Annotated in this window: 10 protein-coding genes; 4 read left to right on the plus strand and 6 right to left on the minus strand. The window is 43.9% G+C overall.

Annotation, left to right across the window (positions count from 1 at the left end):
* Window positions 1-30 precede the first annotated feature (30 nt).
* The 4 genes from QUA44_RS09255 to QUA44_RS09270 all read right to left on the minus strand — a co-directional run bounded on the left by QUA44_RS09255 (window position 31) and on the right by QUA44_RS09270 (window position 5,263).
* Window positions 31-1,206 (minus strand): DNA cytosine methyltransferase, encoded by a 1,176-nt coding sequence (locus tag QUA44_RS09255; protein WP_333250034.1) that lies wholly within the window; start codon window positions 1,204-1,206, stop codon window positions 31-33.
* 81 nt (window positions 1,207-1,287) lie between these two features.
* Entirely contained in the window at window positions 1,288-1,434 is a 147-nt protein-coding gene (locus QUA44_RS09260) for a hypothetical protein (protein WP_333309651.1), read from the minus strand.
* An 84-nt stretch (window positions 1,435-1,518) separates the two neighbouring features.
* Window positions 1,519-1,863, minus strand: coding sequence for a hypothetical protein (locus QUA44_RS09265; RefSeq protein ID WP_333250030.1), 345 nt, complete (start codon window positions 1,861-1,863; stop codon window positions 1,519-1,521).
* A 190-nt stretch (window positions 1,864-2,053) separates the two neighbouring features.
* Window positions 2,054-5,263, minus strand: coding sequence for a glycoside hydrolase family 15 protein (locus tag QUA44_RS09270; protein ID WP_333250028.1), 3,210 nt, complete (start codon window positions 5,261-5,263; stop codon window positions 2,054-2,056).
* A gap of 110 nt (window positions 5,264-5,373) precedes the next feature.
* On the opposite strand from QUA44_RS09270, the gene QUA44_RS09275 reads away from it, so the two are divergent.
* The 4 genes from QUA44_RS09275 (at window position 5,374) to QUA44_RS09290 (ending at window position 12,003) form a co-directional block, all read left to right on the plus strand.
* On the plus strand, window positions 5,374-5,511 hold the full coding sequence (locus QUA44_RS09275; protein ID WP_265233086.1) for a hypothetical protein: 138 nt from the start codon (window positions 5,374-5,376) through the stop codon (window positions 5,509-5,511).
* A gap of 231 nt (window positions 5,512-5,742) precedes the next feature.
* Window positions 5,743-6,474: a WecB/TagA/CpsF family glycosyltransferase gene (locus QUA44_RS09280; RefSeq protein ID WP_333250026.1), complete on the plus strand. Its 732-nt coding sequence runs from the start codon at window positions 5,743-5,745 to the stop codon at window positions 6,472-6,474.
* A 295-nt stretch (window positions 6,475-6,769) separates the two neighbouring features.
* Complete coding sequence (locus QUA44_RS09285) at window positions 6,770-8,494, plus strand: AAA-like domain-containing protein (RefSeq protein WP_333250024.1); 1,725 nt, start codon at window positions 6,770-6,772, stop codon at window positions 8,492-8,494.
* Window positions 8,494-12,003 carry a WD40 domain-containing protein gene (locus QUA44_RS09290; protein WP_333250022.1) on the plus strand — a complete coding sequence of 1,170 codons (3,510 nt, stop codon included), beginning with the start codon at window positions 8,494-8,496 and terminating at the stop codon, window positions 12,001-12,003. Before QUA44_RS09285 ends, QUA44_RS09290 begins: the two co-directional genes overlap by 1 nt.
* Before the next feature lie 134 nt (window positions 12,004-12,137).
* Here QUA44_RS09290 and QUA44_RS09295 read toward each other — a convergent pair whose 3' ends face one another.
* A complete protein-coding gene (locus QUA44_RS09295) occupies window positions 12,138-14,363 on the minus strand; it encodes a caspase family protein (RefSeq protein WP_333250020.1) in 2,226 nt (741 codons plus the stop codon).
* Window positions 14,311-18,447 carry an nSTAND1 domain-containing NTPase gene (locus QUA44_RS09300; protein WP_333250018.1) on the minus strand — a complete coding sequence of 1,379 codons (4,137 nt, stop codon included), beginning with the start codon at window positions 18,445-18,447 and terminating at the stop codon, window positions 14,311-14,313. The genes QUA44_RS09295 and QUA44_RS09300 overlap by 53 nt, the downstream gene beginning before the upstream one ends.
* Window positions 18,448-18,646 lie beyond the last annotated feature (199 nt).

The following is an 18,646-nucleotide window of genomic DNA, read 5'->3' on the forward strand; positions in this document are numbered from 1 at the left end:
ATATATCCTAAAGTTAAATTCAAGTTTTAGTTATGCGAACAAAGAAAGTTGCTCAAATATTTCTCGCCCTTGTACTCGATCGCCTTTAACGATCTGGAAAAGATATTCACCGATCGCCTTTCCCAATAATACAGGAACCGCATTCCCAATCTGCCGATATTTAGAAGCTGTTGAACCATAAAAAACCCAGTCATCGGGAAATGTCTGAATTCGCGCGCACTCTCTGACGCTCAAAGGACGCAATTCATCAGGGTGGCACATATCTGTAGCCTTTTGATGGGGGCTTGTTGTGACAGTAGGTGAAGGTTTCTCCCACGCTAAGCGTCGATAAAAACCAACTTTACCGCCTTCCGATTTATATGCCCCTCCCATTGCTGCTGCTTTTAATTCGCTGGGTAAATCCTTCCAGTTTTGACCAGCGGTTAACAAACGCAAATACTTGAGACGATTTTCTGAGTAAGGGACAAATTCTGGCTGAGGGTCAACTAAATCTTTTAATCCTTCTCTAAGTGTCAGCCATTTGGGTTTTTTACCAGTACCTTTTTGACTGTGAGTTGGCAGGGGCAAAGTAACTGAATCATTACTTTTATAACCAATAAAAATGACTCTCTCTCTACATTGAGGAACGCCATAATCAGCAGTATTTAGCAAATCATACACAACTTCATAACCAATTCGTTTCATCTCTGCCAAAATCACTTGTAAAGCTGAACCTGGCATCTCATCAGGTTCTAATTGCGGATAACCTAAACCTCTCTGATCATGAGATCGATGTCGAATAGGAGATGACAGCAACCCCTTAACATTTTCCATGATAAAAAAGCGTGGTTTGATTTCGTCAACAATGCGTATGAACTCCATAAATAAGCTACCGCGCGGATCGCCAACAGACCCGCGTTTTCCGGCTGTGCTGAAGGGTTGGCACGGGGGGCCGCCAGTTACTAAATCTACTTCATTAGAGCGCAGAGGTCTATTTAAACCTAAGATTTTACCCGCTTCTTGCAATAGGGTTTTGGCGTTAACTTGGCAAATATCTCTCGGTACAGCACATAGGGATAAGTGAGGACGATTTATAGAGATAGTTTTGGTAGCATCAGGTTCTATTTCTACTAAACTTACTGTTTGAAAGCCTGCTTTTTCGAGTCCTAAATCTAAACCGTAGGCTCCAGCAAAGAGGCTAATAGTTATTGGTTTGTTGTCAATCAAAGATTTTAGCCTCAAAATCAGGTATTGCTGGTATGAAAATTGTACTCTACTAAACTCTCAAATTGGAAGATTTATCTCAATCTATCCAAACTTCGTCAAGAAACGGAAAGCATCCAGTACGTGACTCGCACAAACGTAGGGCGAAGTATTGTAAAATCCTTGCCAAGTCGCCGCCTTATCTTCGTCGTACTTATCCGCTCTTTCCGGGTATTTTCCTTGCCAGTTCAAGCACACCGCGTGACCGATTCACTTGTTACTTCATATTCAGTATTCTCTAAATTAGGAAATCTCAAGAGTTTGCTATATTCCAGCCTACCATTCATAACCGTGTTCTTTTCCCCATTGTATCCACGCTTGAGCCATTTGTTTCATTCGACCGCGCTGCTCTGGCTTTACCGGATTATCACCAGTAATTGCCCTCAACGCCCAAAACCAATGATCGGGTTTTTGTTCGAGATCGCGAAAAATTAACGGTACAACAGGCTGTCCCATGCCAATAATTCTTTGATAAGCTGGGTGCATTGACTTTTGTGTAACTAATGACAGCATCCTTGTCTGGCCACGCCATTCTTCTGCAAAGCTATAAAACTCCGCTTCGAGTTCTACCTGACTTTTAATCGGGTATTTATAGGTTGTGATGCGATCCGGTAGTTTCATGTCAAGCCGTGGCTACTTCATAAATCTATATTACCTTACCTTCCCAAAGTATTCAGCCAATTAGCTAAAGAATAAACAATTCGATTTGAGTAAGGTACGTCAGATTGGAAAACCTCGACAATCGTTATAGAATTTGATCTGACGCACCCTACTATTTGATTTGAGTGTGACACGCTTGGTTTATTTTTGTCTATCCAAACTTCGTCAAGAAACGGAAAGCATCCAGTACGTGACTCGCGCAAACGTAGGGCGAAGTATTGTAAAAACCTTGCCACGCCGCCGCCTTATCTTCATCGTACCTGTCCGCTCTTTCCGAGTGTCTTCCCAGCCAATTAAGCCGCACCGCGTGACCCACTAATACATCTAAAACAATGTATTCTTCTACTTTCAATTCTGGGTTGCGCTGGGCGATCGCCGCCAACTCCATCAGCGCCTCAATATTGACTTGTCGGTATTCCGGCGCTACAATTTTGTTTAGCAAATGCTCGATTTGGAGCGCGAAATTCTTTTCGCCTGGGGTCATTTCCGCTAAAATAATATCGCTATCTAAGCGATTTCGACGCTCTAATTTATCGCCAATAATCAAGCCTTTGCAGTGCCGCAGCAATCCCCAAACACTCGGATAAAAATCCTTCGGTACGCGGTTGACTGCACCTTCCATTTGCCGCTTGCGCCGCCATCCACCCGCAGGCATTTTGGGTTCCTCAAACACGGGCGCGACTACCCATTCAATATCTTTTTCCGGCTGTTTGACACGCAGTGATTCTTGCTGTTTGAGGATTTGATTCATTTCCTCATATTCTGCCAATACTTGGCGCAGGCGATTTTTAATTTCAAAGGGACTTAGCTGCATTAAATATTCGTAAGCTTCATTTTGCGTAACTCGCAATTCACGGGCTAATTCGCTAGTTAACAGCAAAATAAAGTAACTCACTCTCAGAGTTAGCAACCCTTTAAATAACTGCGGTTCCGCTTTAATTAGCAAACCTAAGTAAATCAGAATTTCTTGAGTGAGAACTCTATCGCGAACGTCTTCTCCACAGAATTCGCGAATTTTGTCCATGATTTCCGTGTAAGAACCAGGCCGCGAAATCAGCGAATCTTCGCTGTAGGCTTTCCCGACAGCAATCTGTTTTTGCTTCACCAAAATGTCTGTTACCGCATCCGACAAGCTAATATCAACTTTGTCCAGCAATCCAGCAGCGTGACGGACAACGGCCCATTGAATTTTTGATTGCGAACTTTCTCCAGCTTTCGTATAAACTTCGTTGAGTAAATCCACAACTTCAACAGTTGCTTCCGCACCACCAAATCCTGTATCAAAGTTTAATCCTTTGAGGCGAATCAGCGTATGCAGCAACTCAATTTGTTCGTACAAATTCTCTGAGTTTCGCAGGCTGGTGAGCAATAATTGAGGATTAGTCTCACACTCTAATTTAAATTCTTGGGTGTGACCCAATGGCCAAGTTTTTTCGGGATTATAACTCAGGTATGTGGGGGTTTCTACTGCACCCGTCACTGGAGATTCAGTGAATTCAAAATATTGCATGAAATCTATTCTCTCTGTGCCAGCGGTCAGCATTAACTGGTTGAGATTTCCGAGTTTAACAGGCGTATTTCCTGAGTTTCCGTCGCGGAGTTGCTTCATCAATTCCAGCAGTGCTTCGCGGCCGGTTTCGAGCATCGCGTGAGTCAGCATCAGCGTTACCGTGGGTCGTCCCAACTGATACCAGTGGCGGTGAATGTGAGCTATTTCGCTTTGAATTTTAGATACTAGAAAATGGTAGTCTAGAGTTAGGTAAAATTCTTCTCTGTCCAAGAATGAGGGAAGAAATACGATCGCCTCTCCGCGAATTTTGAACACCCGGGAAGTCGTCAAACTCCGCAAACGGCGCACGGGGCGGCCTGTTAAGCCTAGTGAATCGTTGCGTCCAATCTCCGCGTAAATAGCGGATAATTCTTTGGCTTGGCGGACTTGAATTGGTTCTACCTGTTTTGGAGTTTGCGCTGCAATACCGTTGGTGGCTAATTCTGCTTGCAAATCTTTGTCTTCAGCTAACAGGGCAATTTGCACTAAAGGTTCTCTGTGCCCACCCACTGACAGGTGTCTTCCCAAGGGGTCAATATCGCCAACTGCGATTAACCCTTCGTTGAGTAATTGACCGAGAAAATACAAACTTTGCGCCCAAACTAGGGGAATATTTTCATTGGGTAGGCGCTGCTGGCTGCGGGGATTTAATTTTTCTGCTTCTATATTTTGGGCGGGGATGTAGTACAATTCTGGTAGAAGTGGCAAACCAGCGCGATCGACTGTTAGAGATTCCAAACGCTGCTGGTACTCTTCGACTTGGGCTTGATTTCCCTCAAATATGCCGTCCAAGAACAAATAAGTGAAAAATAGCGGCCACTCGCATTCTATATGCTCGAACTGCTTTAATTCTGTCGGTTCGTAATGCAGGCGATCGGCATCTTCCAAAACTGTTTGGTGTCCGTCCCGCAGAAACCTTTTGCAGCCGTACTTTCCCTGCAATTTGTCGATTATTTTATTGCGAGTCCGTTCTACTAATTCTTTATCTTCCACAGCAAAAGCGGGAAAACTAATTACACTTAATAAAGCGGCATCTACTTCTTTGGAACTAGATTCGCGAGGCAAAAGCGATTCTAAAGTGATGCGACTTCTGGCAATTTCATCTGGTAAAACGTGAATTACAGAGGCTTGAGAACCGTTAACTCCGAACAAATCTAATCCATTCATTGCTTCCAGCGCTGCTTTTGCCATGCCAACGGAACTGGCATTCAATTCGGCATTGCCACGATTAATTTTATGGCCTCTTTCCCAAATTCCATAATCGGGTGTGCGATAGGCTCTACCAATATAATAAACTAAATTTTGGACGAAATTGACTTCATCTATTGTAAAAATTATGTGCAGCCCAGAAGCCGTCATTTGAGCAAGAATTAACAAGAATATAGATGTAGCATCTAACTGCAAGTGTCCCCACTGGTCATCGCCGACAACAATACTGCCAGTTTGAGTATTGTATTTAGCGTGCAAGGCATCTAGCGGCAACTGAGTATTTTTAAAGCTTTCTACTTTGCTTGATTGCTGCATCATCGCAAACAGCAAACCGCGCATCAGTTTGACTGTGCTGTGTTCGAGTTCAAATGTTCTACCGCGATCGCCATCAATTTTGCGGTAGGCTAAACCCAAGCCCCAAACTGCCAGAATGCTATACACGTTATCGCGCACCCAGGCATCGGTGTAGTCGCCGTGTGCAGTAACAGCAGTACTCGCCGGCAGCAAACCAGTAATTGGGTTCTGGCGCTTGAGGATGACGTTTTTGATTTGCTGGTAGTAATAATCTAACCTGGTTTGCCGCTGGGTTGTTGCGATCGCCATTTCGTGTTCCTTTTTTTCCTGATGCGAGCCGAATTGCGGTGAATAGACTTTTAAATATATCAGAAATTATATCACTTCTCAAGTTTTTCAAACATAACAAGGTGATTGTCATGTCTAGCCGCAACAACAATAACAACAACGTTCCTTTCGTGAAAATCGTTTACTCTACAGTCAAAATTAATGGTAAAATTGAGCTGGTACCGATGGAATGGTACGCTGACGGCTCTGTCAAGAAAATTGAACGCTAACGGGCGATTCCCTACGGGATAGCTTCGCTCGCGCGCAATTTCGACTAAAACTCTAAGTCAGTGACGTACTGCGTCTCGTACAAAACCCGGTTTATCGGCCACGGAATGATGACTTAACAGACTTTTGGTGGCAAAAATCGGGTTTTTGGCGTTCCAGACTTGTGTAGGGGCGATCGCCAAACTAAGCTAATTTAAATAACTAGGTGTGTAGGAATCTCAAAGTAAAGAAATATGGATCGATCGCGCCCGCAATTTTCCGTACTGGGACTACCAGTTCACATATTAGACGATTATGCAGGCTGGCTGATAGAGCGCCTGTATCAAGGATTAGGCAGTCACGTCGTGACGCTGAATGCTGAAATGGCAATGCAAGCCGAGCAAAACCCAGCTTTAGCCGATGTAATTCGCTCTGCCGAACTCGTAATACCCGACGGTTCGGGAGTAGTGCTGTATTTGCGAATGCGCGGCAAACCGGCCCAGCGCTATCCAGGGATTGAACTAGCAGAATCGCTGCTACAACAGGCCGGAAAATTGCCGAACTCCGAACCGATATTTTTCTTTGGAGGTGCGCCCGGAGTGACCGCGAAGGCGGCAGAAACTTGGCAGCAAAAAGTTGATCAATTGTCGATTTCTGCTCAACACGGCTATCTTTCGGGTGATGAAGAAACAGAATTCTGTGAAAACCTTAAAAAGATGCAGCCAAAAATCATTTTTGTCGGCTTGGGAGTGCCTCGTCAAGAGTTTTGGATTGCTAAAAACCGACACCTTTGTCCGAAGTCAATTTGGGTGGGAGTTGGCGGCAGTTTCGATATTTGGGCGGGAACAAAAGACCGCGCGCCGGCTTGGTTTTGCGACAATCATTTAGAATGGTTGTACCGGCTTTATCAAGAACCTTGGCGCTGGCGCAGGATGTTGGCTTTGCCACAATTTGCATTGAAAGCTTTGGCGGATTTTCGACCTTAAAAGTTCCCAGTCGGGGCGGGTTTACGGGTGTTATGGCTGATATTGCCGATCGCGCGTTAACCAGTCTCTACAATAATTATGGTTAATTTATCTGACCCGATCCACCATATTCCCCACCTAGAGCTGGTAAACTTAATCTACTAAGTAGATCGGCACGAAAAAACAATAATATCTTGTAGGCGCGATCGCGAGCCAATATCTATAAAAGCCCGCAGCAAAGCCTTGTCCTCTTCACTAGATATTCTTGGGGCCCAAAGGGAGTAATAGCGAATCACCTTTAGTCAAAGTCCCATTTATGAGTAGTTCCCCAAGAAAGAAAAAAACCATCTTGTTTTTGGCAGCTAACCCCAAAAACTCCACGCCCCTGCGCTTAGGTAAAGAGGTTCAAGAAATTGCCGATGGGTTGCAACGTTCTAAAAAGCGTGACAAATTTCAACTTGAGCAACAGTGGGCGGTGACACCCAGAGAAATGCAACGAGCAGTCTTAGATTTTAATCCAGAAATTGTCCATTTTTCCGGACATGGGGCAGGAGAAGGCGGGTTAGCCCTTGAAGATGACACAGGACAAATTAAGCTGGTGAATGCAAAAGCATTAGCCGGCCTCTTTAAACTGTTTCAGGATCAAGTAGAGTGTGTGGTACTAAACGCTTGTTATTCAGAAGTGCAAGCCAAAGCCATCGCTGCCCATATTCCTTATGTGATTGGCATGAACCAAGCCGTCGGTGATAATGCTGCCAGAGAATTTGCAGTAGGATTTTATGACGCATTGGGTGCCGGTAGAACTGTCGAATTCGCCTATGAATGGGGTTGTACCAGTATTAGTATGGCCGGCATTCCTGAAGAACTGACGCCGGTATTGAGGACAAAGCCTGATTCTCCTGTAGAGACAACAGTGGAAGGGAGAGAGGGTTTAGATGCAGCAGCGAGCGAGAATGTTGAAGATCCACCTGTTGCGGTTGAAAATACCCGATCCATCACCTCACGGGCCATTTCAATTTCCAACTTAGATAACCCAGAAGGTTCTGTTAGCTTAGATTGTCAGCTATATATCGATCGTCCTCCCATCGAATCCGACTGCTACCAAACCATTCTCAAACCAGGAGCTTTGATCCGAGTAAAAGCACCTCGTCAAATGGGAAAAACCTCTTTATTACAGCGCATTCTGCACCAGGCAAGGGAACAAGGACATCAAACTGCGTATTTAAATTTTCAATCGGCTGATGCAAGTTTTCTTACCAACCTTGAGGAGTTGTTGCAGTGGTTTTGCGGCGACATCACCAATGAATTAAACTTAGAAGATCGAGTGGCAGACTACTGGAAACAAGGCATGGGTAGCAAACAAAAATGCGGCAACTATTTTCAGCGCTACCTGTTAACAACAATTACCTCCCCCTTAACTTTAGGATTAGATGAAGTAGATCAAGTGTTTCAACATCCCGAAGTTGCCCAAGAATTCTTTGGATTGCTGCGGGCGTGGCATGAAAAAGGGAAAAACGAACAAGCTTGGAAAAAACTGCGTTTAGTTATTTCCCATTCCAAAGAAGTTTATATTCCCCTCAATATCAACCAATCGCCGTTTAATGTGGGTTTACCCATTGAGTTGCCCGAATTCAATCATCAACAAATTAATGAATTAGTACAAAAACATCAACTGAAGTGGTCTGCCCGTGAAATTGAACAACTGATAGGAATGGTGGACGGACATCCTTACCTGTTAAGAAAAGCCCTCTATGAAATTGCTCGCGGTTCTTTGAACCTTGAACAATTTTTACAGATTTCGCCTACAGAAGAAGGAATTTATGGCGATCATTTACGTCGCCATTTATTTAACCTAACAGCCGATCCTAATTTGGAAGCAGCAATGAAACAAGTAATTGCTAGTTCCAATCCGGTACGATTAGAAGCAAATCTAGCGTTTAAACTTCGCAGTCTGGGTTTGGTGAACCTGCGGGGTAATGATGTAATTCCTCTGTGCAATCTCTACCGCCTTTATTTTAAAGATCGATTGGGAGTTCATTAATGAATGACAAACCTGATTTACATTACGAATATCAAGTAGGTGGTAGCCTACCTGTAGATGCACCAACCTATGTTAGGAGACAAGCTGACCGAGATTTTTATGACGGATTAAAAGCCGGAGAATTTTGTTACGTTCTCAACTCGCGACAGATGGGTAAATCTAGCTTGCGGGTGCAAACAATGGCTAGATTGCAGCAAGAGGGATTTGCCTGTGCTGCCGTTGATATTACAGCAATTGGTACTGCAAATATTACTCCTAAAGAGTGGTATTTTGGAATTATTGACTCACTGGTAAATAGTTTTGAGCTTTACAATCATTTTGATTCTTATGATTGGTGGACAAGTAACGAATTGATGTCTCCAGTTCAACGTTTCAGCAAGTTTATCGGAGAAGTATTGCTGGAATTAATCGATAAATCTATCGTGATATTTATTGATGAAATTGATAGTGTATTGGCTCTGCCATTTAATATTGATGATTTTTTTGCAGTGATTCGTGATTGTTTTAACCAGCGTGCAGACAAGCCAGAATATAACCGCCTAACCTTTGCTTTGATTGGAGTAGCAACACCTTCCGATCTAATTAGTAATCACCTTCGCACTCCGTTTAATATCGGGCGGGCAATTGAGTTAACGGGTTTTCAATTAGCAGAAGCACAACCTTTGGCACTTGGGTTAGAAACTCAAACAGAAAATTCTCAAGCTTTGCTGGAAGCAGTATTATCTTGGACTGGCGGACAGCCATTTTTAACGCAGAAACTTTGTAAATTAATCAAAAATTATCTGAATTCGACTTCGATTGTCCCCTCCGCTGATTGGGTAGCAAATTTAGTACAAGAAAAAATAATTGAAAATTGGGAAGGACAGGATCAACCGGAGCATTTGAAGACGATTAGAGACCGTATTTTGCATAGTGACCAACGTGCCAGTCGGTTGCTGGGACTATATCAGCAAATTCTGCAACATGATGAGATTACATCTGATGATAGTCCCGAACAAATGGAACTGCGCTTAACAGGTTTGGTAGTGAAGCAATCTGGTAAACTTAAAGTTTATAACCGACTTTATCAATCTGTTTTTAACCTGGATTGGGTGGAAAGACAGTTGGCGAATCTCCGTCCTTATAGCGAAAGTTTTAAAGCTTGGGAAGATTCCGTTTGTCAAGATGAATCGCGATTGTTGCGAGGTCAGGCTTTGCAAGATGCTCAAACTTGGGCGGCAGGAAAAAGTTTGAGCGTGCAAGATTATCGGTTTTTGGATGCTAGTCGCGACTTAGAAAAGCGGGAATTTGAACGAAATTTGGCAGCAGAGAAAGAAGCTAATCAAATTTTAAGTGCGGCGAGGCAGAAAGCAGAATTGGCGTTAGAGGATGAACGGTTAGCCAAACAACAAGCATTAAAGATTAGGACTCTGACTTTGGTTTTTGCGGCGGTAGTTGCAATTGGGACAAGTTTGTTTGCTACTTACCAAATTGAAAAAGCCAACAATTTAGGAAACGCAAAGATAAGTAGTGCCTCTGTCGATCAATTGCTTGTGTCTAATCAAGAATTGAAGGCATTACTCGAAGCATTAAGAGCAGGACAAGCACTCAAACAAATAGATAAGTCAGCTAGGAATCAAAAAGATACCCAAGCACAAGTCATGACTGCTCTGGGAAATGTAATGAATAATGCAAGAGAATACAATAATTTATTAGGGCATCAAAATTGGGTTACTAGTGTCAGATGGAGTCCTGATGGTCAAATTCTTGCTTCTGGTAGTGCTGATTCCACAATAATACTCTGGAGTCGCGATGGGCAGAAAATTGCTACGTTGAAAGAACACTCGAAGGATGTTAATAGCGTCAGCTGGAATCCTGATGGTCAAACTCTTGCTTCTGGTAGTGGCGACAAAACAATCAAACTCTGGAGTCGTGATGGCAAGCTTCTGAAAAATCTCACTGAACACAGAGGATATATCAATGGTGTAAGCTGGAGTCCCGATGGCAAAGCTCTTGCTTCTGCCAGTCAGGACAAGACAATCAAACTCTGGAGTCGCGATGGCAAACTTCTAAAAACCTTGGAAGGACATAAAGATTCAGTCATCGCTGTAAGTTGGAGTCCTGACAATCAAACTCTTGCTTCTGCTGGTAAAGACAATAAAGTGAAACTTTGGAGTCGTGATGGCAAACTTTTGCAAACTCTGGAAGATCATAAACAGCTTGTTAGGAGTGTTAGTTGGAGTCCCGATGGTCAAACTCTTGCTTCTAGTAGTCAGGACAAAACAATCAAACTCTGGAGTCGGGATGGCAAGCTAAATAAAACTTTGAAAGGAGAAAGCTCAGTTAGCAGTGTGAGTTGGAATCCGAATGGCAAAACGATCGCTTCTGCTGATGGTGATAGAACGATCAAAATCTGGAGCCGTGATGGTAAGCTACTGCAAACCCTAAGAGGTCACAATAGCCCAATCAAAAGTATAAGTTGGAATCCCGATGGTAAAATCCTTGCTTCTGGTAGCCAGGATACTACCATCAAATTTTGGAGTCCTTTTAATCAGTCACGGCAACTTCTAGGTGAACATCCGAACTCAGTTTATTTTGTGAGTTGGAGCCGTGATGGTCAAACTCTTGCTTCTACCAGTCGCGATCGTACAATCAAGCTTTGGAGTCGTGATGGCAAGCTTTTGCAAACTTTGAAAGCTCATCAAGCAGGCGCTTTAGATATGAGTTGGAGTCCTGGTGGTCAAATCATTGCTTCTCCTTGTAAAGACAACACAGTGAAACTTTTGAGTCGTAATGATAAGCTGCTGCAAACGTTGAAAGGACATCAGGCTCAAGTCAATACTGTAAGTTGGAGTCCTAATGGTCAAATCATTGCCTCTGGCAGTAAAGATAAAACAATCAGGCTTTGGAGTCGCAATGGCAAACTAGAGAAAACTTTGGTTGGTCATCAAAATTCAATCCAGAGTGTCAGTTGGAGTCCTAATAGTCAAATCCTTGCTTCTGGTGGAGAAGACAATACAATCAAACTCTGGAATCGTGATGGTAAACTTCTGAAAACTTTGGAAAATCATCAAGCGCGTGTTTGGAGTGTAAGTTGGAGTCCTGATGGTCAAATCCTTGCTTCTGCCAGTCATGACAGTACAATCAAACTTTGGAACCGAGATGGTAAGTTACTGCAAACTTTAACTGGACATAAGGGTGGAGTTAGGAGTTTGAGTTGGAGTCCTAATGGTCAAACCCTTGCTTCTGGAAGTATTGATAATACAATTAAGCTTTGGAGTCGGGATGGCAAGTTACTGCAAACTTTAAGTGGACATAAAGGTTGGGTCACTGGTATTAGTTGGCATCCAGATGGTCAAACCCTTGCTTCTGGCAGTGGTGATAATAAGATATTTTTCTGGAAGTTGTATTTGGATTTAGATAGCCAGATGAAAGAAGTCTGTAATAGAATTGGTGATTATCTCAAAACTAATCCCTACGTGACGGAAGAGGATAAACGGATCTGTGACGATTACCTACCTAAAAAGTAGAATTTTTCTTACCAATGAATCTAAACCAAAGCGGCGGTAATTTTAGCACCTGTTTTGGTATCTAGTTTAGGATTAGCTCAACTCGCGTAAGTTCTGGAAAAAATAGATTCGTTAAACCTTTCTTCCTTTCTCAATTAAACCACACTCTTTTTAATCACCACTTCCACCTTTTCCGTTGTCCATTCATTACTCGCATCAGTCACAACCTCCGCCTTTCGCCCGCCTAAATCTTGGTCTAACGCTGGCAATTCCCACAAGTGATAATTCGTTGCATCCACAGTCGCAAATACTTTTATTACATTTAATGCCTCCTCATAATTTTGTGGCAATGATAGGTTTTTGAGCTTGTCTTTTATTCTTTGTCCGGGTTTTAGAACTTCATAATTCGCACCCTTGGGATAGATTTGTGAAATACTAAAATCTGCATCAAAGATCAAGGCAGTGATATTTAATGTTCGATTGGTAGATTCATTTTGAATTAGTAATCTGACATCTTCTGCACCCTCTTCTAATACAGGAACCTTACCATCAGCATTCAAAACTACAACTTGCCGTTTGACTGATTTAACCAATTCAACCTTAAGTTTGCCATTTAAGGGAGAAAAAGCATCTTCATTATCCAACTCCAAACGATTTTGATATATGGTAATATGGATTAAGCGATTAATTAGCTTTTTAGCTGCTTCAGGTGCATCAACTTTGATCGGAAAAAGAACATTTTTGATAGGTTCTTTATTAGCATCTAAAATCAAATATTCTCCTTGAGAATTCACGGAAACAAAATAATTCACCTTCTCATCTTTTTCGGTTTCTGGACAGAATTCTATCCAGCTATGATTTTCAACTTCCTGTTTTTGAGTTTCGAGTATACCAGGAAGTGATGACACATCTACACCAGGAATTTGCGGTAACGGGTCAGGCAGAAGAACGCGAACTTTGCGAATTTGTTCCAACGGTGGCCCTACATAGACAGCAGGTGAACCTATTTCAATTATTCCTTCTCTTAATTTAGGATGGAGTTCTCGGGTTCTAAATTCGTTGTGTAGCATCGTTACTTCTGCCCAACAGTCGGATGCTCCCACTTCTACAACTTTAACCGTAGCAATGCGATTATCGCTGTCCTCAAAATTCCGCGTCCCGAATCGAAAAATATCGAATTCTGCCCCTTTTTTAATGCCGCTAGCTTCACCCATTTGCAATTGGACTCGGTTTTTGGTAATATCTACTTTCATCACCGGAGCGTTACGGCTAGCAACGACAGATTGACCGCCCAAAAAAGTGCGATTTGTCTCGCCTATTAACATCGGTGTTTGTCGGTCAAAGTCATTGTGAACTAGATTAGAAATTTGACTGAACAAATGTTCTACAGAAATCTCTGTCCCGTATGCTCGCAAAGCTTTTAGTAAATAATAAGTTAAAGCGCCGTTGCGTTCCGTCCCTTCAAAAACCTTTTCATAAGCAAATTCCTGATCCCGACAAGCTGCTATTAAGGTATAACCTTTCGGTTCGGGTAACAAACCATTGACAACGGTAATATTGCGGCTATTTTCTGTTGAAGTTTGCCAATTTTGTGCTAATTCCTGAAGAGGTGCGACTAAACTATCTGTAGGTCGAAGAGTCATATCAATAAAACCTTCACCGCGAATCCGGTCATCTCCGCTCATTTCTCTAGTTGCGCCACCGGAATGACAGCTATCGAGTACGAGGGTTACAACTAACTCTTTTGCCACCATTTCTTCCAGGAGTTTGGCAAATTCCAAATCGCGCAAATAGCGTGAGTTTGGTTGACCGATATCGCAGGGAACTAAGGCTTCATCTAAACCCATAGAACCCTTGAGGCTTTCAAAAATTGTTTTCGCCCGTCCGCCGTGACCGGAGTAGTGAATATATACTCGGTCTTGAGGTTGGGCTTTGGCGGTTAGTTCTTTGAATTTGGTGACGATATTTTCATAAGTAGGTAAGAGTTCAGGGGGTTCTTGGGGTTGGTTGGGATTGTCGGAAGCAGTCGCGGTGAGTTTAATAATTTGGTCGGGTGTGAGGTTGAAGGTGTCTTTTAAATAGGTTTCGACGTGGTTGATATCTGGAACGCATCCCCGCAAGTTTTTGTAGTAGTTACCTTCTGGTAAGCGATGGGGGAAGTAGAAATTGATGCCGATGAGGAGGGCGTAGAAGTTGGGGGTTTGGTTTGTCATGGTTGTTGCTGGGTAAGGGGTTTGGGAAAGTTTGATTTTTCTATGGGTTGAGACGGGTTTTTTATGCAGTTTTTGATATTGATTTGTAATTTTAAATAAATCGGCTGCCCAAAGCTTATTGACTTGCAGAAACACCATCGCACAGATGCCTATCATTGTTGCTGACATTGGGATTATTCTGCAAGTAGGGACGCACCCATTTACAACCGCGCTTGTGTAAATCTTCAAAATCGAAATTCCACAAAATTATTGTTTCGTCAAAGCTTGCAGAAGCTAATGTCTTGCCATCGGGACTAAAGGCGACGCTACTGACCGCACTGCTATGGCTAGTGAGGGTGGTAATGGCTTTTCCCGTTTCCAGGTTCCACAGTTTGATCGTGTTGTCTAAGCTAGCAGAAGCCAATGTCTTGCCATCGGGACTAAATGCGACGCTATAGACATAATTGCGATGCCCGGTGAGGGTAGCGTAGGCATCGCCCGCCTTTGGCATCACTTTTTGGCTTTGCAGGTTCCACAGTTTGATCGTGTTGTCCCAGCTTCCAGAAGCCAAAGTCTTGCCATCGGGACTAAATGCGACGCTACTTACCGAATTGCTATGCCCGGTGAGGGTTTTGATGGCTTGTCGGGTTTGCAGGTTCCACAGTTTGATCGTGTTGTCATCGCTTCCAGAAGCCAATGTCTTGCCATCGGGACTAAAGGCGACGCTTCTGACTTGATCGCTATGCCCGGTGAGGGTAGCGTAGGCATAGCCCGCCTTTGACATCGCTTTTTGACTTTGCAGGTTCCACAGTTTGATCGTGTTGTCAAAGCTAGCAGAAGCCAAAGTCTTGCCATCGGGACTAAAGGCGACGCTATAGACATAACTGCTATGCCCGGTGAGGGTAGCGATCGCTTTTCCGCTTTGCAGGTTCCACAGTTTGATCGTCCCGTCCCAGCTTGCAGAAGCTGAAGCTAAAGTCTGGTCATCGGGACTAAAGGCGACGCTACCGACCTCACTGCTATGCCCGGTGAGGGTTTTGATGGCTTGTCGGGTTTGCCGGTTCCACAGTTTGATCGTCTTGTCATCACTTGCAGAAGCCAAAGTCTGGCCATCGGAACTAAATGCAACGCTATAGACATAACTGCTATGACCTGTGAGGGTGGTGATGGCTTGTCGGGTTTCCAGGTTCCACAGTTTGATCGTGTTGTCAGCGCTAGCAGAAGCCAAAGTCTTGCCATCGGGACTAAAAGCGACGCTTCTGATCGAATTGGTATGCCCGATCAGGGTAGCGATCACTTTTTGGCTTTGCACGTTCCACAGTTTGATCGTGTGGTCATCGCTAGCAGAAGCTAAAGTCTTGCTATCGGGACTAAAGGCGACGCTATTGACCAAAAAACCGCTATGCCCGGTGAGGGTAGCGTAGGCATAGTCCGCCGTAGGCATCGCGTTTTGGCTTTGCAGGTTCCACAGTTTGATCGTCTTGTCATCGTTTGCAGAAGCCAATGTCTTGCCATCGGGACTAAATGCGACCTCTATGACCAAATAGCGCCCGGTGAGGGTTTTGATGGCTTGTCGGGTTTGCAGGTTCCACAGTTTGATCGTGTTGATCGTGTTGTCACGGCTTGCAGAAGCCAAAGTCTGGCCATTGGGACTAAATGCGACGCTAATGACCTCACTGCTATGCCCGGTGAGGGTAGCGTAGGCATAGCCCGCCGTAGGCATCACTTTTTGGCTTTGCAGGTTCCACAGTTTGATCGTCTTGTCCCCGCTTGCAGAAGCCAAAGTCTTGCCATCAGGACTAAAGGCGACGCTATTGACCAAACTGCTATGCCCGGTGAGGGTGGCGATCACTTTTTGGGTTTGCAGGTTCCACAGTTTGATTGTCCCGTCAACGCTTGCAGAAGCCAATGTCTTGCCATCGGGACTAAAGGCGACGCTAGTGACCCCATTGCTATGCCCTCGGAGGGTAGCGATCGCTTTTCCGGTTTCCCGGTTCCACAGTTTGATCGTGTTGTCATTGCTTGCAGAAGCCAATGTTTTGCTATCGGGACTAAAGGCGATGCTACTTACCGAATTGTTATCCTCTTCTAAACGTCGTTCTCTGACTTCGTAAACCGCTTGTCGTAAAGCCGCCTCCACCCACATCGGTGATCTACCTGTTACCCGTGCTGCCCGTAAAGCTTCCATCAGGGCATCGTATGTTTGCCCTTGGCTAAAAAGTGCCATTGAAGAACGACTGATAGCCTCACTGCGAGATATTTCTCCTTGCCACCACTGCAAAGCTGCAAAAATACCCAAACCAGAAACAACGATAAAAGCACCAGACACTCCAAAAGTAATAAATTGCCACCTACGTTTTTGTTTCCGAGCGCTAACTTGAATAAAGTCTCGCTCCTCCTGCGTCATTTCATTTGCACGTTTTTGCAACCAATCTCCTGCCACCGTCAACGACGCACCCCGCAACAATCCTCCAGAATCATGATTGTTATTTTTCCACTCCCGCAGGGCTACCTTCAGCCGTTCTTGCCAAGTCCGAAACTGACGATTCGCATTAATCCACTCGCGCAGCGTTCCCCATTCTCGAATCAGCGCTTCATGCACCACCTCTACCGTATCTTCCGGTTCTTGCCGTCCCGTCACTACCAAACGCGCTTGATATCCAGCTAAATAACTGACCAAATTCCAGTTATCTTCCCCCACTTCCGCACGGGTAGCAACGCGCCTGGTATCTTCTGTTCCTTCTCCCGGACGCACTAATTGCACAAAAATTCGCTGTGCCTGCTTTTTCTCTATTTCATTCAGTTGTTGATAAACCTGTTCGGCATGATTGGCAATGGCTTTTTTCACACCGCCAATTTTTTCATAAGCCTGGTGAGTTAACTCTCGATTTATTTGCTTTTCCCACAAACGAGTTAGGGCAAATTCTAATAATGGTAAATTCCCCGGTTCTTCCCCCACATCATCAAGAATGCGTTGGGTTAATTGCGGTTCTAACTGTACTTCCAATTTTTGAGCCGGTAATTCAATAGCTGCCTGTAATTCCTCCCGCTTCATGGAACTGAGTAACTGCGGTGTATACTCTTGCAAAGGATCCCGAAACGGACGATAAGAAAGCACATAACCGTAAAAATCAGCCCGTAACGTCAAAACTAATGTAATATTTTCTTCGGCAATAGCTGTTAGCAACGCATCAGCAAAGCGTTCCTGTTCTTCCTTCACCTGACAAAGCGTGTACAGTTCCTCAAATTGATCGACAACTAATAACAACCGTTTACCTGAGTTGTTTGCCAAAATGCGAGACATCACCTGCTGCAAAGTGATTCTACCTTGTTGCATATCGCTTTCCAGCCCTAGTTTTTGAATTTCGCTAGCTGATGGTTCTAATTGCTGTACTAAGGCAAAAACTAACTTTTTAAACGGTTCGTTACCCGGACGGAAAATTTCAATTAACCAGTTTCCCTCTTTTCGCAATTGGGGAATTAATCCCGCAAATACCACAGAAGATTTCCCACTGCCACTTGGCCCGACTACCGCTACCAATGGTTGTTTGTGCGTTACTTCTACTAAATTATTGACAAATTTTTCCTGCCCAAAAAAGAAGTCTGCATCTTCTTCCCCAAAGGCAGATAATCCTTGGTAAGGATTGGGCGGAATCACATCTTCAACAGCATTTACACCCTGAGCAATCGGAGCATCAATTAAATTTTTTTTCTTGAAGACGGGAGTTTCCTGCTCTCGGAAACTCATCATCTGCGAGCAACCTAACTCGTAGGATTCTTCGACGGTATATCCGGCAGCGATCGCATCATAAAACCCTACAGCAAAGGCAAGGGCTGCTCGATCTCCCACGGCTCCATTCATGCCAATGACATAATTAACGTATGGGCTAATTGCCTCTGCCTGTACTTCGGAATAACAAGCATTGAGAATTACACACTCTACACCTTTCTGGGCAAATAATTTAAACATACTAGCGAGGGCGTTTGTCTGCACCAGCGCCATTTTTCCCGTATCATCTTCTAGGACAATTCCATCTTCTCCAGCACCATGCCCGCAAAAGTGGACAATGTTGGGTTGATAATCTAAAATTGCTCGGTAAAAGTCACGGGAACGCACGGCCCATTTTTGTTCTAATTTATACTGTTCTCGTTTATTTGCCCGTCGCAATCCTTCGTCAATTTCTCGGATCTCTTGCTCCAATCGCAGGGGAGCGGTATTGGTGGGATTGGCTGCCAGAATCAGAATTGTTTTGACTGGGGTGTTGTTAGTCATGGTTTCGGGAATTGCTCTGGTTTTCTGGAGCTTTTATTTCTGTTTGCTTGCTTGAGGAGATTTCTTTTACTTAAACGGATCGAGGTATTTATATTACTATACGGTTCAGGTTTAGTATACCAAGCTGGCAATAAAATTTTTGATGCGCGTTAAGTAACTTTACACTGTCACCGAATGTAAAGCTATCATAACCAGTGGG

This window comes from Microcoleus sp. N9_A2 (genome assembly GCF_036701775.1).
Taxonomy (GTDB): domain Bacteria; phylum Cyanobacteriota; class Cyanobacteriia; order Cyanobacteriales; family Microcoleaceae; genus Microcoleus.